Raw genomic sequence first — 22,386 nt, forward strand, 5'->3', positions numbered from 1 at the left:
GGACAAAAAAATGGCTAAGGGGCAATCACTGCAGGATCCGTTTCTGAACGCACTGCGACGGGAGCGGGTACCTGTCTCCATCTATCTGGTCAACGGCATCAAGCTGCAGGGTCAGGTTGAGTCTTTTGATCAATTTGTGATCCTGCTGAAAAACACCGTCAGCCAAATGGTTTACAAGCACGCCATTTCCACCGTGGTTCCGGCCCGTCCGGTGCACCACCTGACATCCCCCGGCGGCAGTCAGGAACAGGCCGACAGCGAGCAAGGTCAGGATTGAGTCTAATTTTCCCCATCATGCAAGGCCGCGCCGCGGCCGGTGCCGCAGTAGCCGAAAGACGGAGGAACCCCTTTGTTTGAGCGTTATCAGGGTGGTGAGTCCGCCATTTTGGTTCATATCAATTTTACCGACGACAGCGAACGGGAAGATCTGGAAGAGCTGAAGTTACTGGCGGACTCCGCCGGCGTGACCACCTGCGCGGTGGTTACTTCCAGCCGGGCTGCGCCCCAGTCCAAGTTCTTTATCGGCACCGGCAAGGTAGAAGAGCTGTCGTCGCTGGTGCACATGCAACAGGCCGACGTGGTGATCTTCAACCACAGTTTGTCGCCGGCCCAGGAGCGTAACCTGGAGCGGGAAGTGAAATGCCGAGTGCTTGACCGCACCGGCCTGATCCTCGATATCTTCGCCCAACGTGCCCGTACCCACGAGGGCAAGCTGCAGGTGGAACTGGCCCAGTTGCGCCACCTCTCCACCCGGCTGGTGCGAGGATGGACCCACCTGGAGCGTCAAAAGGGCGGTATCGGCCTGCGTGGCCCGGGTGAAACCCAGCTGGAAACCGACCGCCGGCTGTTGCGCGAGCGCATCAAGTACATTCTTAAGCGACTGGAAAAGGTGTCTCGTCAGCGTGAGCAGGGGCGTCGTGCGCGTCAACGCAACGAGATTCCAACCCTGTCTTTGGTGGGCTATACCAACGCCGGCAAGTCGACCCTGTTTAACCGTTTGACCCAGTCCGACGTCTATGCGGCGGATCAGCTGTTTGCCACCCTGGATCCCACCCTGCGCAAGATCGAATTACCCGATGCCGGCCCGGTCATTCTGGCCGACACCGTGGGCTTTATTCGTCATCTGCCCCACGACCTGGTGGCGGCCTTCAAGGCTACCCTGCAGGAAACCCGGGACGCGGATCTGCTGTTGCACGTGGTGGACTGCGCCGATGAACAGATGCGCGACAACATCGACGAGGTCAACTCGGTACTCGAGCAGATCGAGGCCGACGAGATTCCGGTGCTGATGGTGTACAACAAGATCGACAAGCTGGATCCGCCCGAGCCACGCATCGAACGGGATGATGAAGGCAATCCCCGGGCGGTGTGGGTGTCGGCGCAACAGGGACTGGGTATTGACGGTCTGCTGAATGCACTGAATGAGCGGCTGGCAGGGACCCTGGTGGAACATCGGCTGACCCTGCCGCCGTCGGCATCCCGGCTGCGCAGCCGGCTTTACGCCCTGAACGGCGTGGTGGCCGAGTCCTTTGGCGAGCAGGGTGAATTCGTGGTCGACATTCGCTTGCAGCAGGCCGACTGGCATCGCCTGCTCAAGCAGGAAGGTGACCGCCTGCAAGGCTTTGTAAGCGATTGATTGCCTGATCGATTAATTGCTTGGTAGAGTTGTTTTCATAAACCAGAAAGACGGAGATACAAATGGCTTGGAACGAGCCTGGAAATGGTGGCAAAGACCGTGATCCCTGGGGGAATGACGGCAAGCATCAGGGTCCGCCGGATCTGGACAAGGTGATTCGCAACCTCAGCGGAAAACTGGGCGGTCTGCTTGGCGGCCGTGGCTCCGGCAGTGGCGGTGGTGGCATCGGCTCCTTTGGGGTAACGGTGGCGCTGGTTATCGCCCTGGCGGTGTGGGTGGTCAGTGGCTTCTACACCATAGGTGAAGCCCAGCGGGGCGTGGTGCTGCGCTTTGGCAAGTTCTACCAGACGGTAGAGCCCGGCCTGAGCTGGAAAGCCACCTTCATCGATCGGGTGTATCCGGTGGACGTGGAAACCGTGCGCTCACTGCCGGCGTCCGGCTTTATGCTGACCCGGGATGAAAACCTGGTGCGGGTGGAGATGGATGTGCAGTACCGGGTGATCGAGCCCCGGGACTATCTGTTCAACGTCACCAACGCCGATGACAGCCTGCATCAGGCCCTCGACAGCGCCCTGCGTTACGTGGTGGGTCACAGCACCATGGACGACGTCCTGACCGTGGGTCGTGAACGGGTGCGTCAGGAAACCCGTGAGCTGCTGCAGCAGATTATCGAGCCTTACCAGCTGGGTCTGATGATTCTGGATCTTAACTTCCTGCCGGCCCGCCCGCCGGAAGAGGTAAAGGACGCCTTTGATGACGCCATTGCCGCCCAGGAAGACGAGCAGCGCTTTATTCGGGAAGCCGAGGCCTATGCCCGGGAAATCGAGCCCAAGGCTCGAGGTCAGGCCCAGCGTCTGTTGCAGGAGGCCGAGGCCTACAAGCAGCAAGTGGCCCTGCGCGCCGAGGGTGAGGTGGCCCGCTTCCGCGAGTTGCTGCCCCAGTTCGAGCAGCAGCCCGAGCTGACCCGTGAGCGTATCTACCTGGAGACCATGGAAGAGATCTACAGCAAGGTCAACAAAGTGGTGGTGGATACACCGGACGGCAACAACAGCCTGATGTATCTGCCTCTCGACAAGCTGATGGCGGAGCAGTCCCGGCGTGAAGCTCAAGTTGATCCCAATGTAATCACCTCCGATTACTCGAACTCCAATGTGCCCTCGGGTCAGGACAGCGGCCAGCTTCGGCCGGGCTCCGACAGAACCAGCATTCGTCCGACGTCAGGGAGAAACTAAGCGATGAAAAGATTGTTAATCGTGGTGCTGGCCCTGCTGGCGATACTGCTGTTTTCCTCGGTCTTTGTGGTGGCCGAAGGCGAGCGCGGCATTGTGCTGCAGTTCGGCAAGGTCAAGCGCGAGCAGGGCTCGGAGCTGCCGGTGGTGTATCAGCCGGGCCTGCACTTCAAGGTGCCGATGATCGATCAGGTGCGCAAGCTGGATGCCCGTGTTCAGACCCTGGACGATCAGGTGGATCGTTTTGTGACGTCCGAGAAAAAGGACCTGATCATCGACTCCTACGTGAAGTGGCGCATCGACAATTTCGCCCAGTACTACCTGGCCACTGGCGGCGGCAACCGGCTCCAGGCCGAAAGCCTGCTGCGCCGGCGGATCAACAACAGCCTGCGTTCCGAGATCGGTAGCCGCACCATTCGCGATATCGTCTCCGGAGAGCGGGGCGATGTGATGGAAAGCGCGCTCAAGGGCCTGCTGGAGTCTTCTTCCGAGCTGGGTATCAAGGTACTGGATGTGCGCATCAAGCAGATCAACCTGCCCACCGAGGTGTCGAACTCCATCTACCAGCGCATGCGCGCCGAGCGGACCGCGGTGGCTCGGGAGCACCGCTCCGAGGGTCGTGAGCAGGCCGAAGTGATCAAGGCCGAGGCCGACCGCCGGGTGACGGTGATGATCGCCGATGCCCAGCGCAACTCCCGCACCCTGCGTGGTGAAGGGGATGCCGAGGCGGCTAGGATCTACGCGGAGGCCTACGCGGCCGATCCGGAATTCTTCCGCTTTATTCGCAGCCTGGAAGCCTACCGCAGAAGCTTTGAACAGGGCGGGGACATGATGATCCTCAAGCCCGACGGAGACTTCTTCCGTTACCTGAAGGATCCTGAAGGATCCAGGTGAACCAAAACGCCCGGCCTCGCCGGGCGTTTTTCATTTTGCGGTAATATTTTCGGCAATCCGGCCGTCCAGCAGTTCCGGCCTTGGTCAAAATTTGGTAGACTCCATTTTTAACAACTCGACAGTTAGTGAAAATGGGACAAAACGTTGTTGTACTTGGCACCCAGTGGGGTGACGAAGGCAAGGGCAAAGTTGTCGATCTGCTGACCGACAAGGCTCGTTATGTTGTACGTTATCAGGGCGGCCACAATGCCGGACATACCCTGGTCATCGACGGCAAGAAGACCGTCCTCCATCTCATCCCCTCCGGTATCCTGCGCGACAATTGTACCTGTATCATCGCCAACGGCGTGGTGCTGTCTCCCGATGCCCTGCTCAAGGAAATGGCCGGCCTGGAAAAAAGCGGTGTACCGGTGCGTGAGCGCCTCAAGCTGAGCGAAGCCTGCCCGCTGATCCTGCCCTACCATGTGGCCATGGATCAGGCTCGGGAAAAGGCCCGTGGCGCCAAGGCCATCGGCACCACCGGTCGTGGTATCGGCCCGGCCTACGAAGACAAGGTAGCCCGTCGCGGCCTGCGCGTGGGTGATCTGTTCGATATGACTTCCTTTGCCGACAAGCTGAAGGAAATCGTGGCCTACTACAACTTCCAGCTGAAGGGCTTCTACGGCGAAGAAGAAGTGTCCTACGACGAAGTACTGGAGCAGGCCAAGGGTTACGCCGAGCTGCTGACCAGCATGGTGGTGGACGTGACCGACATGCTCGACAAGGCCCGCCGCAACGGTGACCGCATCATGTTCGAGGGCGCCCAGGGCACCCTGCTGGACATCGACCATGGCACCTACCCCTACGTGACCTCGTCCAACACCACCGCCGGCGGCGTGGCCACCGGTTCCGGTTTTGGCCCCTGCTACGTGGACTATGTGCTGGGCATCATCAAGGCCTACACCACCCGCGTGGGCTCCGGTCCGTTCCCCACCGAACTGTTTGACGACGTGGGCGAGCACCTGGGCGTGAAGGGACACGAGTTTGGTGCCACCACCGGCCGCAAGCGCCGCACCGGCTGGCTCGACATCGTGGCCATGAAGCGCGCCATTCAGGTCAACTCCATCACCGGCTTCTGCCTGACCAAGCTCGACGTGCTCGACGGTCTGAACGAGGTGAAGATCTGTACCGGCTATCGCATGCCCGACGGCTCCGTGCAGGACGTGCCGCCCATGGCCGCCGAAGGTTACGAGACCGTGACCCCGGTGTATGAATCCATGCCCGGCTGGAGCGAAAACACCGTGGGTGTAACCACCCTGGAAGGTCTGCCTCAGGCCGCGCGGGATTACATCGCGCGCATTGAGGAGCTGACCGGGGTGCCGGTAGACATTATCTCTACCGGTCCGGATCGCGCCGAGACCATGATACTGCGCCACCCGTTCGAGGCCTGATGCTTCGACGGCTCGCGAAAAAAACGCCGGCTCACTGAGCCGGCGTTTTCGTTGGTGGAGAGGGGCAAGGAGTGAGGGGAAAGAAGCTTACCCCTCACATTTCACAGCCAGCGTCAGCTGGTACGTTCTACCGCCATATGGGCCAGATCCACCAGCGCCGCCTTGTGCTCGGAGTCGGGCAGCACGCTCAGGGCATCGATGGCCTTCTGTGCCTCTTCCCGGGCGCGCTGGCGGCAGTAATCCAGCGCCTCGGTCTCGACCAGTATGGCCATGATTTCGTCCAGATGATCCATGCCGGTGCGATTGGCAATGGCGTCGCGAACGCGTTCGCGCTGGGTCGGGGAGCCCTTTTCCATGGCTCGCAGCAGGGGCAGGGTGGGTTTGCCCTCGGCCAGGTCGTCGCCCACGTTCTTACCCATGTCACTCGCGTCCGAGCTGTAGTCCATGACGTCGTCCATCAGCTGGAAGGCGGTGCCCAGGTATTTGCCGTAGTCGAGCATGGCCTGCTCAATGGCCTCGGGCTGGTGGGTCAGCACCGCCGCCAGGCGGGTAGCGGCTTCGAACAGCTTGGCGGTCTTGCAGTAAATCACCTGCATGTAGCTGGCTTCGGTGGTGTCGGGATCGTTGCAGTTCATCAGCTGCAGCACTTCCCCTTCGGCGATGATATTGGTGGCTTCACTGAGCAGCTGCATAATGCGCATGCTGTCGAGCTCGGTCATCATCTGAAAGGAGCGGGTGTAGAGGAAGTCGCCCACCAGCACACTGGCGGCATTGCCGAACAGGGCGTTGGCGGTATCCCGGCCCCGGCGCAACTCGGACTCGTCGACTACGTCGTCGTGCAGCAGGGTGGAGGTATGAATGAATTCGAGCAAGGCTGCGAGCTTGATGTGATCGTTGCCCTCATAACCCAGGGCCCGGGCCGCCAGCACCGTGAGCATGGGGCGCATGCGCTTGCCGCCGGCGCTGACAATGTAAAAACCCAGCTGGTTAATCAGGCTGACGTCCGACTGCAGCCGGGTCATGATGAGCTCGTTGACCGCTTGCATGTCTTGCTCGGTCAGTTGTTTGATCCTGTTGATATCTACCATAAAGTTATAAGCCGGACGATGCAGTCTGAATTCATTGGTGGTAGGATTTTACACGATTCGTCAAAGGGATAAACCTGTCCCGCCGGGCACGGCCCGCAATGCGGACGGGCATCATTTTTTTGCACCTTCTCCCCTTGTCTCGGGGGATCAATTTGCGTACAATGCGCGGCCATTGTAGAACAGTTTTAGTGCACGGCCCTCTGGGGAAAAAGTGCCATATTCGGAGTTAAAATCATGTACGCGGTAATCCAAAGCGGCGGAAAACAGCACCGTGTAGCCGAAGGCCAAGTTGTTCGTCTGGAAAAGCTGGACGTGGAAACCGGCGCAGCTGTCGAATTCGACAAAGTGCTGATGGTGGCCCAAGGTGAAGACGTTAAAGTAGGTGTACCCTACGTTGATGGCAGCAAGGTAACTGCAGAAGTAGTTGCTCATGGTCGTGGCAAAAAGGTCAAGATCGTCAAGTTCCGTCGTCGTAAGCACTCTCGCAAACAGCAGGGTCACCGTCAGTGGTTCACTGAAGTGAAGATCACTGGTATCAGCGCCTAAGAGAGGAGTTAAGTTCCATGGCACACAAAAAAGCAGGCGGCTCTACTCGTAACGGTCGCGACTCAGAAAGCAAACGCCTTGGTGTAAAGCGTTACGGTGGTGAATCTGTCCTGGCGGGCAACATCATCGTTCGTCAGCGCGGCACCAAGTTCCACGCCGGCGACAACGTTGGCCTGGGCAAGGACCACACCCTGTTCGCCAAAGCCGATGGCAAGGTGAAGTTTGAGGTTAAAGGTCCCCAGAACCGCAAGTTCGTAAGCATTGTAACCGAATAAGTTACAGGCAGAACTACTTAAAAGCCCCGCCAACCGGCGGGGCTTTTTGCTTTAATAAAGGCACGTTCGGCATGTGAGCCGGATACACAGGCTCAGAAAACGAATGGGAGAGCAGTGAAATGAAATTTGTCGATGAAGCGGAAATCCGCATTGATGCGGGCGACGGTGGTAACGGTTGTGTCAGTTTCCGCCGGGAGAAGTACGTTCCCAAGGGCGGTCCCGATGGTGGCGACGGCGGTGATGGCGGTGATGTTTATCTGCTGGCCGACGAGAACCTCAACACCCTGATCGACTATCACTTCGAGCGCTTCCACAAGGCCGAGCGGGGCGAAAACGGTCGTGGCGGCAACTGCACCGGCAAGCGCGGCAAGGACCTGGTGCTGACGGTGCCGGTGGGTACCCGCGCCAAGGACGAGATGACCGGCGAGATCCTCGGCGATCTGACCCGTCATGGTCAGAAGCTGCTGGTGGCCAAGGGTGGTTTTCACGGTCTGGGCAATGCTCGCTTTAAAAGCTCGGTAAACCGGGCGCCGCGGCAGAAGACCAACGGTACCCCGGGTGAAGTCCGCAACGTATTGCTGGAGCTGCTGCTGCTGGCCGATGTGGGCCTGCTGGGTCTGCCCAATGCCGGCAAGTCCACCTTTATTCGTTCGGTGTCGGCGGCCAAGCCCAAGGTGGCGGACTACCCCTTTACCACCCTGGTACCCAACCTGGGCGTGGTGCGTTGTGACGGCCAGAAGAGCTTTGTGGTGGCCGACATTCCCGGTCTGATTGAAGGGGCCGCCGACGGCGCCGGCCTTGGCATTCGTTTCCTCAAGCACCTGGAACGTTGTCGTGTGCTGCTGCACCTGGTTGATGTGTTGCCCATCGATGGTACCGATCCGGCCGACAACGCCGACATCATCGTCAACGAGCTGCAGCAGTACAGCGAAGAGCTGGCCGCCAAGCCCCGCTGGCTGGTGTTCAACAAGCTGGATCTGGTAGACGACGAGCAGGCCGAGGAAGTGATCGCCCGGGTTACCGAGCTGCTGGACTGGCAGGGGCCGGTATTCCGCATGAGCGCCATCAGCAAGGAAGGTACACGAGAGCTGACCCAGGCGCTGATGGCGTTTCTGGAAGAGCACCCACGCAGCCAGGCAGAGCTGGAAGCGGCCCGGGAGCCGGTCAGCTTTAAATGGGATGAGTACCACCAGTCTGCCATGCACGAAGCGGATGTGGCCGATGAAGATGATGACGACTGGGACGACGAGGAAGACGACGGCCATGTCATCTACACCCGCGAGTAACTCTGTCATGACGCTGTCGATGATCGTGGCCATGACCCGGGATGGGGTCATTGGCCGCGACAACGGCATGCCCTGGCATCTGCCGGCGGATTTGGCCTACTTCAAGCAGAGCACCCTGGGCAAGCCGGTGGTGATGGGCCGCAACACCCATGAGTCCATCGGCCGGCCGTTGCCGGGCCGGCGCAATGTCATCGTCAGCCGCTCCCTGCGTGATGCTCCGGCCGGCACCGAGCTGGTGCCATCCCCCGAGGCCGCGCTGGCCCTGCTGGCGGACGCGGAAGAAATCATGGTGATGGGTGGCGGTCAGCTGTACGGGGCTTTTCTGCCCCTGGCCGAGCGCCTTTATATCACCCGCATCGATGCCCATATCGACGGCGATACTCGTTTTCCGGCGATGAATGAGCAGGACTGGCGGCTGGTGAGCGAACAGCACAGGCCTGCCGACGAGCGTAATGCCTACGATTGCCGTTTCCAGGTGCTGGAAAGGATTAAATAAAAAAGCCCGGCAAATGCCGGGCTTTTTGTGTCTTCAAGCATGTACCGGGCAGGGGGTGCTGATGCGCTCGCCGGTTTCCCAGCATAGCAGGGTCAGGCTGCCGCCCCACACACAGCCGGTGTCCAGCGCATGGATGCCGGGTTGCTCGCATTGACCTTCCAGTGCCGCCCAATGGCCAAACACCAGGGGCGGATCTTCATGGTGAGCCCGCAGCTCAAACCAGGGATGAAGCTCCGTCGGGGCGTCGGTAAGGCTTGCCTTGTAATCGAAGTCCAGCCGACCGTCGCCATGGCATAGCCGCATGCGGGTCAGGGCATTGATGGTAAAGCGCAGCCGTTCAAGATCACCAAGATCATCACGCCAACCGTCCGGCTGGTTGCCGTACATGTCCCGCAGCCGATCCCGGTAATGGGCTGAGCGCAGCTCGGCCTCGGCGACCCGGGCGGCGTCTTCGGCTTCGGTCACCGTCCACTGGGGCGGAATGCCGGCATGGGTCATCACAAAGCCGTGCCGCTCATGGCGGGCCAGCAGCGGCTGCTGCCGCAACCAGTAGAGCAGGTCGGCCCGGTCGGCGGCCCGAAGAATGTCGTGTATACGGTCGGCTGTTTTCGGCGCACGCAGGCCACTGGCCACCGCCAGCAGGTGCAGGTCGTGATTGCCCAGCACGGTGGTGGCGGCAGCGCCCAGGGCCAGGATGCGGCGCAGACAGCCCAGGGAGTCTGGCCCCCGGGCCACCAGATCACCGGTGAGCCAGAGCTCATCCCGGGATGGTGTAAAGCCCACCTCGGCCAGCAACCGGTTCAGCTCGCTCAGGCAACCCTGCAGGTCACCGACGATATAGGTCGCCATCAGTTGATCAGGTTGGGCAGGGCCAGCCGAAAGGCGGGAATGGGGGCTTCAAACTCGCTGCCATCGTCCCGGCGCAGGGTGTAAAAGCCCTCCATGACGCCCACCGGGGTCTCCAGGCTGACACCACTGGTGTAGGAGTATTCGTCCCCCGCCGCTATGGTGGGCTGTTCGCCCACCACGCCGCTGCCTTCCACTTCCACTCGCTTGCCGTTAGCGTCGGTGATGAGCCAGCGGCGGCTGATCAGGGTAACCCCTTCATCACCCCGGTTGGTGATGGTAATGGTGTAGGCGAACACATAGTGATCGTCTTCCGGCGACGAGCGCTCGGCCAGATAACGGGGCTCCGGGGAAATGTGAATGGCGGCGGCGGACATCAGGCTTCCTTTTTCTGTGTCAGGGCGTTGGCGAGGGTAGCGTACTGGGCCAGGGTCAGCTGCTCGGGGCGAGCCGACGGTTCCAGGCCCAGGGCGGTGATCTCGTCGGCATTGAACAGGTGGCTCAGGCTGTTGCGAATGGTTTTGCGGCGCTGGCCAAAGGCGTCGGCGGTGACCCGGGACAGATCCTTCATGTTTTTCACCGGGTGAGGCGGGGTTTCATAGGGCAGCAACCGTACTACCGCCGAGTCTACCTTGGGGGCGGGCTTGAAGGCTTCCGGGCCCACTTCCAGCACTGGCACCACTTCACAGTAATACTGGGCCATTACGCTGAGGCGGCCATAGGCCTTGCTGCCGGGGCCGGCGGCAAGGCGGTTGACCACTTCCTTTTGCAGCATGAAGTGCATGTCGGCCACCAGCGCCGAGAACTCAAACAGGTGGAACATCAGCTGGGTGGAGATGTTGTAGGGCAGGTTGCCGAAAATTTTCAGCTTCTTGCCCGGCTCGCACAGGCCGGCGAAGTCAAACTTCATGGCATCGGCCTGGTGAATGTTGAGCTTGTCCTTCAGGAAGGGATGGGTTTCCAGTCGGGCCGCCAGATCCCGGTCCAGCTCCACCACATTGAGGCGCTGAATACGGTCGCACACCGGACCGGTAAGGGCGCCGAGGCCGGGGCCGATTTCCACCATGGTGTAGTCGTCGGTCGGATGAATGGCATTGACAATCTGATCGATGGTGTAGTCATCGTGCAGAAAGTTCTGGCCAAAACGTTTACGGGCCTTGTGCCCCTGGTGGACCTTGCTATTCATCGCGTTTTTCTATCATCTCAATGGCTTGGTTAAGGGCGCAGAGCATGCTGCCTGCGTCTATCTGATCGGTGCCGGCCAGCTCCAGGGCGGTGCCGTGATCCACCGAGGTGCGAATAAAGGGCAGCCCGAGGGTAATGTTCACTGCCTTGCCGAAACCGATGTACTTTAGTACCGGCAGGCCCTGATCGTGATACATGGCCAGGAAGGCGTCGGCATCCTTCATGTTTTTTTCGTTGAATACGGTATCGGACGACAGCGGTCCCACCAGATCCATGCCTTCCTCGCGCAGGGCGTTGAGGGCGGGAATGATGATGTCGAGTTCTTCCCGGCCCAGGTGGCCATCCTCCCCGGCGTGGGGGTTGAGGCCGCACACATAGATACGCGGATTGGCGAGGCCGAATTTGCTTTTCAGCTCGGCGTGCAAAATGCGGGTGATCTTGGTGAGCCGCTCTTCGGTAATGGCCCGGGCCACATAGGCCAGGGGAATATGCGTGGTCACCTGGGCCACGCGCAGGCCGGGGGTGGCCAGCAGCATCACCACATCGGGCACATTGGCCTGCTGGGCAAAGAACTCGGTGTGGCCACTGAAGGACACGCCGGCCTTGTTGATAATGCCCTTGTTGACCGGGCCGGTGACCACGGCGTCGAACTCACCACTCATGTTGCCGTCCGAAGCCCGCTTGAGGGTCTCCAGCACGTAGAGGCCGTTGGCTTCGTCCAGCACGCCGGGCACGGCCGGTTTGGCCAGGGTGACCGGCTCTATGGTCAGGGTGCCGGCGCGCTGGGGCACGGGTTTGGCCTGCTGCCGGTAGGGCAGCAGGGTAATGTCGCGGCCCAGAAGCTCGGCCCTGGCCTGAATCAACGCCGGGTCGGCGAGCACCACCAGCTCCACCGGCCAGTCGAGATCGGACAGCGCCAGCATCAGTTCGGGACCGATGCCGGCGGGCTCGCCCGGGGTTATGGCTATGCGTTTACAACTCACGAATCACCATCGGATAATTGAGCGTCGACAATACGGATGTAGGCCTGATCCTTGAGCTCGTCCAGCCAGGTCTGCACTTCTTCGGTAAAGCGACGGTTGAAAATCAGTTGATAGGCCCGTTGTTCGGTGGCCTGCTCGGTGGCGTCCAGCACCCGCTTGTCTTCCAGCCGCACCAGGTGCCAGCCGTGCTCGGAACGGAACGGTGTGCTCAGCTCGCCCGGTTGCAGCCGAGTGACGGTGTCACGAAAACTGCTGACATACAATTCGGGTGAGGCCCAGCCCAGATCGCCGCCATTGACGGCTGAACCCGCGTCATCGGAAAACTGTTCGGCCAGCTCCGCCATGTTGGCCTCGCCATTGCGAATGGAGCGGGCGAACCCTTCCAGCATGGCCTGGGCCTTGTCTTCACTGAGAATGACGGAAGGCTTGATCAGAATGTGCCGGGCGCGGACCTCCAACGCCTGCACGGCCTGGGTTTTGCCACCCTTCATGTCGAAAATGGTGAGAATGTGCAGGCCGGCGCCGGAGCGAATGGGGCCGATAATATCACCTTTTGCGTGATTTCTCACCGCCTCGCTGAATAGTGACGGCATCTCTCCCATGGCCATCATGCCCCAGTCACCGCCTTCCAGGGCCTTGGGACCGGCGCTGTGGGCAATGGCCAGCTTGCGAAAGTCGGCGCCCTGTTTCAGTTCGGCCAGCAGCAGCTCGGCCTGGCGGTTGGCCTGGCGCAGCTGCTCGCTGCTGGGGTTGGCGGGCAGGGGCAGCAGAATATTGCCAATTCGGTAGCGGGCGTTGCTTTGACCCTGCTCTCGAATCATCTGAACCACCTGCTTGACTTCCTGATCGGAAATGTTGATGCGTCGGCGCACCTGGTTGCGGGCCAGCTCGCTCATCAGGATTTCATTGCGCACCTGCTCGCGAAAGCCGGCCCAGCTCTGGCCGCTGGCGGTAACACCGGCACGCAGCTGCTCCAGGTTTTTGCCTTCGCCGCGAGCGATATTGGCCAGTGCCTGTTCAAGTTGAGTGTCGGTAATACGCAGACCCAGCCGTTCGGCCAGTTGCAGTTGCAGGCTTTCCAGGATCAGGCGCTCCAGTGCCTGTTTGCGCAGGCGCTGGTCGTCGGGCAGGGGCTGGCCGGCGTCCTGGGCGCTGCGGCGTACCTGGTCCACCAGGGCGTTGAGCTGGCTTTCCAGTACCACGGCGTTGTTGACCTGGGCCACGGTTCTGTCCAGCAACTCGGCGGCGTGGCTGGTAGCCGACAGCACACCCAGTGCGGCGGCCATCAGCAGTTGTTTACATCTTTGGTTCATGACAAATCCTGTGCGCAATGAAAAATCAGTTATTGAGGTTGAACGGACGGTAATAGGGCAACAGCCGAGTGCCGGGCTTGAATTCGCTGCCGGTGCCCAGGGAGCTGAATCCCTTCATTTCGAAGCGCAGTCCTATACTGGTTTCCTGGGTGGTACTGGTGGGGTTGAACAGCTTGTCTTCTTTCTGCCATTGTTCCCACACCAGGCTCACCGCCCAGCAGCAGGAGTCGTAGCGCAGTCCTATCAGAGTATCGATATTGCGTTGGAGTTCAATATCCCGGTAATGGCCGCCAACCACGCTCCACTGGGGCGCCACCGGCCAGAATACGGTGCCGCCAATCTGGTTGAGATCGTCGCTCAGGCTTTCGCTGAAATAGGCCTGGTTAAGGTGACGAAAACCGAACTGGGCCAGCTTGCCCTGCTCATTGTACTCCAGGGTCAGGTTGCCAGCCGCCAGCCGCTGGTTGCGGGTGTCCTGCTGGGCCTCACCATGAATAAACCAGTTGTTGTCGAGGTTGAGATCGCCTTCAAAGGTGAGGAAGGAGCGCTTGGTATCGTCGAGCTCTTCGCCGGGATAGAGGCGTACCCTGGGCGGGGTGAAGTTGAACGACTGGGCCAGGGCCAGGCGCAGCCGCTCGGTACCGCTGTCATCATAGATGCGGCTGGTAAAGCCGGCGGTCAGCTGGTTGGCGTCGCTGATGCGATCCAGGCCGGCAAAGCGGCGGTCGCTGAACAGGCTGTAATAGTCCTGACGCATGTTGGTGGTGTCGTACAGACCGATATTGTCCTGATCCTCATAGGGAACGTAGAGGTACTGCAGCTGGGGTTCCAGGGTCTGGGTAAAGTCCTGTTCAAACCAGCGGGCTTCCCGATCAAACACCAGGCCGGCGTTGAGCCTGAGCCGTGGCAGCAGCCGGTCTACGCTGCTGTCCAGGGTGTCGGTATCAAAGCCCCACTGTTCACGGTAAAAGGGCGCCAGGGTGGAAGGAATGTCCTGCTCGTAGTGGGTGTAGTAGGCGCCAATATCGGCCTTGACCTGCACTCCGGCCTGATCTACCACGGAATAGACGAGCCGGGGCTCGGCGTGAAAGCGGGTGGCTTCATAGGTGGTGTCGTTGTCGTTGCCAAACCGAGTCAACTCCGAGTCCAGGGCCAAATCAACATCCCCCAGGCCCCGGTAACTGTTCAGCACCAGTGCCGGCATCAGCTGAAATGGCTGGGTCGCCAGGTTGGGCTCCAGGACCTGATAGTCCCGTACTTCCGTAGTGAGCTGCCAGTGCCGGTCGTAGTAGCCGCCTCGAAATGACTGCAGCAGCTGATCGTCTACCTCGGTGCCCACCGGAGGGTTAAAGTCGTCCAGGTAGGCATAGTCCCAGCTGGCCACCTGGGTGTAGTCGACATTGCCACGCCAGTGGCCTTCTTCGTCAAAGCGGGCGTTGTGGCGCCAGTGGAACAGCCAGCGGGCATCATCCCGCCACTCCTCGTCGGCCAGCTCGGGATCGTCACTCAGGCTGTCGTCGCTGGACAGGTATTCGCCGTAGAGTATTCCGTTCTGGCCTTCCACCGGCAGGTAGCGAAACTCCAGCTGGGCCATGGTGCCGCGTTTTTCCATGTAGCGGGGCGTGATGGTGGCATCGTAGTTGGGTGCAATGTTCCAGTAATAGGGCAGACGAAAGTCGGTACCGTTATCGCCGCTAATTTCCAGGGTCGGATAGAGCAGGCCGCTCTGGCGTTCATTCTTGACCGGAAACTTGAGGTAGGGGAAGTAAAATACCGGCACGTCGCCCAGCCACAACACCGCATTCCAGGCCTCGCCAAAGATCTCGTCCTGCTCCACGGTTACCGTGCTGGCTTTTAACTGCCATACCTCTTCGCCCGGCGGGCAGGTGGTGTAACTGGCGCTGCTCAGGTCTACCTGACCGCTTGCTCCGGTCAGCTGTGCCAATTGTGCTTCACCCCGGCCCGGGTCTCCGTGCAGCTGGTAGCGGGCCTGATCCAGTTCCGTGTCCTTGGTGGTCAGGTTGCCGGTGAGGCGAGTGTCGCTTTCCACGGTAATGGTACCGTCGGTGAGGCGAATATTGCCTTCCGCCAGCACATCCCGGCTTTGCTGCTCCAGCTCCATATAATCGGTGTTGAGGCGGCGTTCGCCCTGAATGACCTCCACGTCTCCCCGGTAGAGAATTTTGCCGTCCCGCGTGGCGTTGAGCACCTCGGCGGTCACCGAAATGGGGGCATTGGTATCGGTCTGGCCGGTTTCGGCGAGCAGCGGTACATGGCTGAAACAGCGACTGAAGGGCAGCAGCCGTGCGTCGGCATCGGTGTCGTCGTGCTGTTCCAGGGGGGTAACTTGTGCCTGACTCAGGCCGGAAACAAACAGCAGGGGAAGGCCAATAATCCGTATTCTCATGGGGTGATGCTCTCGTTCCTGGTGTTGGCGACACCGCCCGGGTTCCTGCGGGCTGGTTGAGCTTTTGGTGTCATTCTTTTATGGTAGCTGGCTATGATAAAGCATTCTCGCTGCCAGCTCTACGCCGGGGCTCGGCCCGGCCGAATCCAACCGTAGAAACCTTTCCATGACCTCATACCGTGACTTCAGGCGTTATTTCGCACTTCCTCCCGTCGGCTTCTTCGTGCGGGGAGGGCGGTAAATGCTGGCACACATCAAGGGCAAGATCATCGGCTGTCTGCTTGGCTTTCTTATCGGTAATATTCCCGGCGCCTTGCTGGGGCTCTGGCTGGGGCACAAGGTCGATCAAAAGCTGGCCGGCGCCTGGGGCATGGTCAAGGACACCCAACAGCAGTTTCTCTATGCCACCTTTGCCACCATGGGGCACCTGGCCAAGTCCAGCGGCCGGGTTACCAGTGAGGAAATTCGGCTGGCCGAGCAGCTGATGGCACAGATGCGTCTGGGGGCGGCACAACAGGCCGAGGCACGCCAGGCATTTCGCGATGGCAAGGAAAGCGATTTTCCGTTGCAACAGACCCTGCGTCGATTTCGGGCTCAGGTGCGCAACAGCCATAACCTGTTGCGCTTCTTTATGGAAGTGCAGCTGCAGCTGGTATTTGCCGACGGTGAATTGCATCCGGCCGAGCGCCGCCTGCTGCATACCATTGCCGCCGAGCTCGGTTTTTCCGAGCAGGAGCTGGAGCAGTTGCTGGCCTTTGCCGAGGCGCAGTTACATATGTACCGCCAGGGGCGGGCCGGAGGCCAGGGGGGCTTTACCACACCGCCCCAGGATCGGCTGCGCGATGCCTATCGTATTCTGGAGGTGGAATCAGGGGCCGACGACGCCACCGTGAAGCGGGCCTATCGCCGGCAGATGTCAAAGCATCACCCTGACAAGCTGGTGGCGCAAGGGTTGCCCAAGGAAATGATGGAAATGGCCAAGGAAAAGGCCCAGGACATTCAGCAGGCCTGGGAAACCATCAAGGCCGCGCGCAATCTGCGTTGACGTGGGTAAGGCGTAAACGTGGAACGTGAGAGGTGAGACGAAATGTCAGTTCACAGGCGTCTCACCTTTACGTCTCACTCTTTTTTCGGGTTTCACACCAGCCGGTTTTGTTCCCGTCCTGCTGCAAAGGCTTCAATATTATCCACCAACTGATCCGCTAATCGCTGCATGGCGGCCTGGCTGGCCCAGGCGATGTGCGGGGTAAGAATAAAGTTGGGGCAGTCCAGCGCCTGCATCAGCGGATTATTTGAGGCTGGCGGCTCGGCGCTGACCACATCAAAGCCGGCACCACCAATGCGCTGTTCCTTGAGTGCACAGAGCAGTGCCTCCTCGTCCACCAGTCCGCCCCGGCCCACGTTGATCAGCAGGGCATCCGGTTTCATCATGGCCAGCTCCTGCTCGCCGATAAGGTGGTGAGTATCGGCGGTGAGCGGGCAGTGCAGGCTGATCACGTCGGCTTCGGCCAGCACGTGCTCAAAGGACTGACGGCCCGGCTCTGCCGGCTGGCCCTTGCGAGCGGCGACGATCACGTCCATGCCCAGTGCCCGGACCAGTCGTTCCAGATCCCTTGCAATGGTGCCGTAGCCAATCAACCCCAGGGTCATGTCCTTCAGATCCCGCACCGGGTAGTCAAAATAGCAGAACTGGCCCGCTTGCTGCCAGCGGCCGTCGGCCACCGATGACCGGTAGGCGTGCAGGTTGCGGCTCAGTGCCATCATCAGCGACAGGGCATGTTCGGGTACCGCACTTTTCGAGTAATTGCGAATATTGCACACCGCCACGCCGGCAGCCCGGCAGGCGGCCAAATCCACGTTGTCGCTGCCGGTAGCGGCCAGGGCTATGAGCTTGAGGGCGGGCAGCTTTGCCAGCTCGGCGGCACCGATTTTCACCTTGTTGACGATGGCCACCTCGGCGTGCAGCAAACGTTGCACCACCTGTTCCGGGGCGGTTTCTGCATATTCCTGCCAGTGATGGTCAAAGGCTGGCCGGCGCAGGTTCACGCTCGGTGCCAGGGTTTGCCGGTCGAGAAATACCAGATTCATTCAAGGTCCTTCCTTTCAGGTAGTCGGGTGCACCGGGTGGCAAGGGCAGCCAGCCGCGGCGCACCAGCCAGGCGGCAATCTGCCGCTCCGGGTGGTGGATGTCATGGAGTGGTTCTGTGGTGTAATCGGCGGCCCGGCGGGCGGCACTGTGCTGGCGCTGCTCCCGGTTGGGGACGGCGGCGTCATTGCCGGTAGTAAACAGATCCAGTACCGGCCAACCTGCCCGCGCCAGGCCCATGGCGAGCATGCGCTGGTGTGCCGCAGACCGGGGCACCGCATCCACTACTATCAGGCCGTCGGGCGGCGGCAGTGTGCCGCCTTCGACCAGCTGCTGATACCAGAGAGTGGCGCTGCCCTGGGTCAGCACCAGCTGAGGTATGTTCCGGTCGGTGGTTAATACCGCCGTCAGGCGCCGCCCCAGTTGCTCGAGCCAGCCTTGCTGCGCTTGCGGGATTTGCTCGGCGGCGGGATCGAACCGGCGCTGTTGCTCGTCGGGCAGCAGCACTCGAAGCTCCCAGCCCCGCTGTTGCCACCAGGGTGCCATGGCCAGCCAGTGATGAGTCTGCTCCAGCTCCGGCCACACCAGCAAAGCGCCCTGCGCCTCGGGTCGCGCGGCCTCAAAGTAAAGTAGTCTGGCCTCGGCCTGGTACTCCGCACGGGCGTTCCAGTCAATCTGTGCAAGGGCCGGTGCCACCGTCAGCCAGCCCAGCATCAGCAGCGCCGCCCTTATCATCAGCTCACCTCAAACGGTGCGGGGGCCGTAAACTCCAGCCGGTGCTTGTATCTGGGATGACGAAAGGCCAGCCAGGCGGCATGCAGCTGCAGGTGTGGCGCCATGGTCAGCGCCTCGCCCTCGGCGTAGAGGTTGTCGCCCAGTATCGGGTGTCCCAGACTCAGCATGTGCACCCGAAGCTGGTGGGAGCGACCGGTAATGGGGGTCAGCTCCATCAGGCTGCGTTGGCCTTCACGGCGCAGGCAGCGCCAGTGGGTGAGCGCCTTTTTGCCGTGTTCATGGCTCACCATGTGCCGAGGGCGGTTGGGCCAGTCGCAGCACAGGGGCAGGTCAATGCTGCCCTCGTCCTCACTCGGCTGGCCATGCACCCAGGCATAGTAGCGCTTTTCGGTTTCCCGCTCGCGAAACTGGCGGCTGAGCTCCCGGTGGGCCTTGGGGTTCAGCGCCATGACGATCACACCGGAGGTCGCCATGTCCAGCCGGTGCACCACCTGCACCGCTGGAAACACTCGCGACACCCTGAGTGACAGGCTGTCGAAGTGCACCGGATCCCGGCCGGGCACGCTGAGCAGGCCGCTGGGCTTGTTCAGCACGATGAGGCTGTCATCCTGATACAGAATGTCGAACTGGGGATCCACCGGCGGATCGTAACGCAGCAATACCATGATTGGGCTCTTTATTTACTGATGGCTGACCACAATAAACCGAATCGCGTCCAGTTTTAAGCGGGTATGGCTGAGCAGGTTGTCGAGTTCGGCCTTCAGCTCCTGCAGGTGATCGATCTCGCTCTGGCGCACGTTGGGATTGACCTTCGCCAGCTGCTGCAGTCGGCTCAACTCCTGGCCCATGGCCGCGTGCATACGTTCACGGGCCTGTTCCACCAACTGTTCCATTTGGGATTCGGCCATTGGGACGGCGGCTTGCAGCTGCTGATGGATCACCGCTTGCGAGGCGTTTACCAGCTTGCTGCCCAGATGTCGATTGACCGGGCTGAGCTGTTTGTCAAAGGCGTCAAAGCTGACCTTGTCAGCCAGGTTGTTGCCATTTTTGTCGAGCAGCAGGCGAATGGGCGCCGGCGGCAGAAAACGATACAACTGGGCGTGGTGGGCGGACTCGGCCACAAAGATGGGCTCGACGAACTGGGTGCCCACCGGCAGTGCTTTGTTTTTGAGAATGGCCACCGAGGTGGTGCCTATTTCCGAGCCCAGTACCAGGTCGATGCCGCCGCGGATCATGGGGTGATCCCAGCTCAGGAACTGCAGATCGTCCCGGCCCAGGGCGGTATGCCGGTCAAAGGTGATGCTGGCGCCGTCTTCGGGCAGGCCGGGAAAGTTGGGGACCAGCATCTGCTCGGTGGGGCGCAGCACAATGGCGTTTTCGCCCTTGTCGTCCTGATGCACGCCGACTTCGTCAAACAGCTTGATGGCAAAAATGGCCAGGGTTGGATCTTCATCCGTCTTCGCCAGCTGTTCCGCCAGGTTATGCTGTTGCAGGGCGCCGCTGGAGTTGAGCTCCAGCAGCCGATCCCGGCCCTGCTCCATCTGGCTGATCAGCGTTTGGGTGAGGGTACGAGTGTCTTCAATTAGCTGGGCCAGCGCCTCGCTGTCCTGGCCGTGGCCGGCCAGCAGCTCAAGCAGGCGCTCAGACACCTGCTGATACACCGGCTGTCCCACCGCATTGGGTTTGCTGAAGGCATCCATGCCCTGCTCATACCACAGGGTCAGCGCCTGTTGGGCGGTGTCTTCCAGGTAGGGCACATGAATGTCGATGTCGTGCTGCTGACCAATGCGGTCCAGACGGCCGATGCGCTGCTCCAGCAGATCCGGGTTGAGGGGCAGATCAAACAGCACCAGCTGATGGGAAAACTGGAAGTTGCGGCCTTCCGAACCGATTTCGGAGCAGATCATCACCTGGGCACCGCCTTCCTGCTGGGCAAAGTAGGCGGCGGCCTTGTCCCGCTCCAGCAGTGACATGCCCTCGTGGAACACGGTGCCGCGAATGCCTTCCCGAGTGCGCAGCACTTCTTCCAGTGCCAGGGCCACGCCGGCCTTGGCGGTGATGATCAGCACCTTGTTGTTACGGTTTTCCTTGAGGTAGTCCAGCAGCCAGTCAACCCGGCTGTCGAACTGGGTCCAGCTGCTGTCGCCGCCTTCGAACTGGCGGTAAATTTCTTCCGGGTACAGGGCCTGCAGCGCCTGGGCGGCGGTGTCCTGATGGCTGCCCATCAGGCCAGCCACGCGAATGGCGGTCTTGTACTGGGTGGGCAGGGGCAGGGGGTGAGTATGCAACCGGCGTGACGGAAAGCCCTTGATGGCCTGACGGGTGTTGCGGAACAGCAGGCGGCCGGTACCGTGGTGATCCAGCAGTCGGGCCAGCAGCGCCCGGCGTTGCTCGGGGGTCTCCAGGCTGGCATGCTCTTCGCCATCCATAAAGGGGGTCAGGCGGGCGCGGGCGGCAGCGTCCAGCGGTGTCTCCGCCAGCAGCGCCTCGGCGGCTTCGGCCAGCGGGCGGTATTCTTCTTCTTCTGCCAGAAAGGCGTCATAGTCGTAAAAGCGCTCGGGGTCGAGCAGGCGCAGGCGGGCAAAATGGCTTTCGTGGCCTTGCTGATCCGGGGTGGCAGTCAACAGCAGCACACCGGGAATCTCTTCGGCCAGGGCTTCCACCACTTCATAGGCGCGGCTGGGGCGCTCGGCGTCCCATACCAGGTGGTGGGCTTCGTCCACCACCAGCAGATCCCAGTCGCTGTCGGCCAGCTGTTCAAAACGCTTGCGCTTTTTGGTGATGAAGTCGAGGCTGCACAGCACCAGTTGCTCGGTATCAAAGGGATTGGCCGAGTCGGCAAAGGCCTCGACGCAGCGCTCTTCGTCAAACAGCGCAAAGTGCAGGTTGAAGCGACGCAGCATCTCCACCAGCCACTGGTGGATCAGCGCGTCGGGCACCAGGATCAGAATGCGCGCGGCCCGGCCCGACAACCACTGCTGCTGAATGATCATGCCCGCTTCAATGGTTTTGCCCAGACCCACTTCATCGGCCAGCAATACTCGGGGGGCATGGCGGTTACCCACTTCATGGGCAATATGCAGCTGGTGGGGAATCAGGCCGATGCGTCCGCTGCCCAGGCCGCGGAGGGGCGAGCGACGCTGGCTGAACTGGTGCATCAATGCTTGGTAGCGCAGATTAAAGCGGCCAATCTTGTCGATTTGCCCGGCAAACAACCGCTCCTGGGGTTTGTTCAGCTTGATAAAGTGGTTGAGGAAGGTTTCCTTCAGGCTGGTTTCTTCCTCGGTGTCCAGGCGTTTGCCGTGATAGACCAGCAAGCCGTCCTGCTCGGACACCGACTCCACCTCCAGCTCCCAGTCTTCGTGACTGCTGATGACATCGCCGGGGTTGAACATGACTCGGGTCACCGGAGCATCGTTGATGGCGTACATGCGGTTCTCACCACAGGCGGGAAACAACATGGTGACCATGCGCACATCAATGGCAACCACGGTTCCCAGTCCCAGATCGGTTTCGGTATCGCTGATCCAACGTTGGCCGAGGGAAAAAGGCATTCAATTCTCCAAGCTGAAGGGGGGCGTAAAAAAGGGGCGCTATCTTACCCCAAAGCCCCGCAAGGCTGCATCCGTGATCGGGCTCGAACATTCAGTATAAGGTGAGGCATATAAAGAGGGGAAACGACCCTCTGCCGGAAAAGTGAACGAACGATACGGTGGAAGCCACTTTTTCTCAAAAAGCCCTTGCGCAAAATCGGCGGCTCCCTATAATGCGCCCTCACTGACACGGCGGAACACGCCGACGGTCACAAGGGTTGAAACAACACAAAACAAAGTTTGATTCAACGCTTGACGAACACCAAGGATTGCGTAGAATACGCAGCCCTGACCCGCTGAAGGGTCAACGCTCTTTAACAATTTATCAAGCAAACTGTGTGGGCACTCGCAGGATGTT

22 protein-coding genes are annotated in these 22,386 nt (G+C 60.7%); 10 read left to right on the forward strand and 12 right to left on the reverse strand.

Translation table 11 applies throughout. The features are described 5' to 3' along the window. Window positions 1–10 precede the first annotated feature (10 nt). The 5 genes from hfq (at window position 11) to B6S08_RS16450 (ending at window position 5,189) form a co-directional block, all read left to right on the forward strand. The gene (hfq, locus tag B6S08_RS16430) at window positions 11–277 is read left to right on the forward strand and encodes an RNA chaperone Hfq (protein WP_094201886.1); all 267 of its coding nucleotides are present in this window, start codon (window positions 11–13) and stop codon (window positions 275–277) included. 72 nt (window positions 278–349) lie between these two features. Next, window positions 350–1,636, forward strand: a complete 1,287-nt coding sequence (hflX, locus tag B6S08_RS16435; protein WP_094201887.1) for a ribosome rescue GTPase HflX — start codon at window positions 350–352, stop codon at window positions 1,634–1,636. Between the two features lie 62 nt (window positions 1,637–1,698). Further along, window positions 1,699–2,868 carry an FtsH protease activity modulator HflK gene (gene hflK, locus B6S08_RS16440; RefSeq protein WP_094201888.1) on the forward strand — a complete coding sequence of 390 codons (1,170 nt, stop codon included), beginning with the start codon at window positions 1,699–1,701 and terminating at the stop codon, window positions 2,866–2,868. A 3-nt stretch (window positions 2,869–2,871) separates the two neighbouring features. After that, window positions 2,872–3,759 carry a protease modulator HflC gene (hflC, locus tag B6S08_RS16445; RefSeq protein ID WP_094201889.1) on the forward strand — a complete coding sequence of 296 codons (888 nt, stop codon included), beginning with the start codon at window positions 2,872–2,874 and terminating at the stop codon, window positions 3,757–3,759. 131 nt (window positions 3,760–3,890) lie between these two features. Beyond that, window positions 3,891–5,189 carry an adenylosuccinate synthase gene (locus tag B6S08_RS16450; RefSeq protein WP_094201890.1) on the forward strand — a complete coding sequence of 433 codons (1,299 nt, stop codon included), beginning with the start codon at window positions 3,891–3,893 and terminating at the stop codon, window positions 5,187–5,189. A 113-nt stretch (window positions 5,190–5,302) separates the two neighbouring features. On the opposite strand, the gene ispB is transcribed toward B6S08_RS16450, so the two are convergent. Beyond that, window positions 5,303–6,277, reverse strand: a complete 975-nt coding sequence (ispB, locus tag B6S08_RS16455; protein WP_094201891.1) for an octaprenyl diphosphate synthase — start codon at window positions 6,275–6,277, stop codon at window positions 5,303–5,305. Between the two features lie 234 nt (window positions 6,278–6,511). Here ispB and rplU point away from each other — a divergent pair, with 234 nt between their 5' ends. From rplU to folA, 4 genes are all read left to right on the forward strand, one after another. Next, window positions 6,512–6,823 carry a 50S ribosomal protein L21 gene (gene rplU, locus B6S08_RS16460; protein WP_094201892.1) on the forward strand — a complete coding sequence of 104 codons (312 nt, stop codon included), beginning with the start codon at window positions 6,512–6,514 and terminating at the stop codon, window positions 6,821–6,823. 17 nt (window positions 6,824–6,840) lie between these two features. Further along, a complete protein-coding gene (rpmA, locus tag B6S08_RS16465) occupies window positions 6,841–7,098 on the forward strand; it encodes a 50S ribosomal protein L27 (RefSeq protein WP_014291574.1) in 258 nt (85 codons plus the stop codon). Window positions 7,099–7,217: 119 nt separating this feature from the next. Next, the gene (gene cgtA, locus B6S08_RS16470; protein WP_094201893.1) at window positions 7,218–8,384 is read left to right on the forward strand and encodes an Obg family GTPase CgtA; all 1,167 of its coding nucleotides are present in this window, start codon (window positions 7,218–7,220) and stop codon (window positions 8,382–8,384) included. A 7-nt stretch (window positions 8,385–8,391) separates the two neighbouring features. Beyond that, the gene (gene folA, locus B6S08_RS16475; RefSeq protein WP_094201894.1) at window positions 8,392–8,880 is read left to right on the forward strand and encodes a type 3 dihydrofolate reductase; all 489 of its coding nucleotides are present in this window, start codon (window positions 8,392–8,394) and stop codon (window positions 8,878–8,880) included. Between the two features lie 33 nt (window positions 8,881–8,913). On the opposite strand, the gene B6S08_RS16480 is transcribed toward folA, so the two are convergent. From B6S08_RS16480 to lptD, 6 genes are read right to left on the reverse strand one after another with little or no spacing between them, the layout of a single operon-like run. Then, window positions 8,914–9,729, reverse strand: a complete 816-nt coding sequence (locus B6S08_RS16480; protein WP_094201895.1) for a symmetrical bis(5'-nucleosyl)-tetraphosphatase — start codon at window positions 9,727–9,729, stop codon at window positions 8,914–8,916. Beyond that, window positions 9,729–10,103 (reverse strand): Co2+/Mg2+ efflux protein ApaG, encoded by a 375-nt coding sequence (apaG, locus tag B6S08_RS16485; protein ID WP_094201896.1) that lies wholly within the window; start codon window positions 10,101–10,103, stop codon window positions 9,729–9,731. Before apaG ends, B6S08_RS16480 begins: the two co-directional genes overlap by 1 nt. Continuing rightward, a complete protein-coding gene (gene rsmA, locus B6S08_RS16490) occupies window positions 10,103–10,912 on the reverse strand; it encodes a 16S rRNA (adenine(1518)-N(6)/adenine(1519)-N(6))-dimethyltransferase RsmA (RefSeq protein ID WP_094201897.1) in 810 nt (269 codons plus the stop codon). Before rsmA ends, apaG begins: the two co-directional genes overlap by 1 nt. Beyond that, on the reverse strand, window positions 10,905–11,894 hold the full coding sequence (gene pdxA / locus B6S08_RS16495) for a 4-hydroxythreonine-4-phosphate dehydrogenase PdxA (protein WP_094201898.1): 990 nt from the start codon (window positions 11,892–11,894) through the stop codon (window positions 10,905–10,907). Before pdxA ends, rsmA begins: the two co-directional genes overlap by 8 nt. Further along, window positions 11,891–13,207, reverse strand: coding sequence for a peptidylprolyl isomerase SurA (surA, locus tag B6S08_RS16500; RefSeq protein WP_169716424.1), 1,317 nt, complete (start codon window positions 13,205–13,207; stop codon window positions 11,891–11,893). The genes pdxA and surA overlap by 4 nt, the downstream gene beginning before the upstream one ends. 25 nt (window positions 13,208–13,232) lie before the next feature. Continuing rightward, a complete protein-coding gene (lptD, locus tag B6S08_RS16505; RefSeq protein WP_094201899.1) occupies window positions 13,233–15,614 on the reverse strand; it encodes an LPS assembly protein LptD in 2,382 nt (793 codons plus the stop codon). 241 nt (window positions 15,615–15,855) lie between these two features. Here lptD and djlA point away from each other — a divergent pair, with 241 nt between their 5' ends. Then, complete coding sequence (djlA, locus tag B6S08_RS16510; protein WP_094201900.1) at window positions 15,856–16,659, forward strand: co-chaperone DjlA; 804 nt, start codon at window positions 15,856–15,858, stop codon at window positions 16,657–16,659. A 92-nt stretch (window positions 16,660–16,751) separates the two neighbouring features. Here djlA and B6S08_RS16515 read toward each other — a convergent pair whose 3' ends face one another. From B6S08_RS16515 to B6S08_RS18505, 5 genes are all read right to left on the reverse strand, one after another. Beyond that, window positions 16,752–17,702, reverse strand: a complete 951-nt coding sequence (locus tag B6S08_RS16515) for a D-2-hydroxyacid dehydrogenase (RefSeq protein WP_094201901.1) — start codon at window positions 17,700–17,702, stop codon at window positions 16,752–16,754. Beyond that, entirely contained in the window at window positions 17,635–18,435 is an 801-nt protein-coding gene (locus tag B6S08_RS16520) for a hypothetical protein (protein WP_094201902.1), read from the reverse strand. The genes B6S08_RS16515 and B6S08_RS16520 overlap by 68 nt, the downstream gene beginning before the upstream one ends. Further along, window positions 18,435–19,094, reverse strand: coding sequence for an RluA family pseudouridine synthase (locus B6S08_RS16525; protein WP_211284257.1), 660 nt, complete (start codon window positions 19,092–19,094; stop codon window positions 18,435–18,437). The genes B6S08_RS16520 and B6S08_RS16525 overlap by 1 nt, the downstream gene beginning before the upstream one ends. A 21-nt stretch (window positions 19,095–19,115) precedes the next feature. After that, window positions 19,116–21,989 carry an RNA polymerase-associated protein RapA gene (rapA, locus tag B6S08_RS16530; protein WP_094201904.1) on the reverse strand — a complete coding sequence of 958 codons (2,874 nt, stop codon included), beginning with the start codon at window positions 21,987–21,989 and terminating at the stop codon, window positions 19,116–19,118. A 207-nt stretch (window positions 21,990–22,196) separates the two neighbouring features. Then, window positions 22,197–22,386: hypothetical protein (locus tag B6S08_RS18505; protein WP_211284256.1), on the reverse strand; the 190-nt coding region annotated here is incomplete at its 5' end.

This window comes from Oceanimonas doudoroffii, assembly GCF_002242685.1.
Classification (GTDB): domain Bacteria; phylum Pseudomonadota; class Gammaproteobacteria; order Enterobacterales; family Aeromonadaceae; genus Oceanimonas; species Oceanimonas doudoroffii.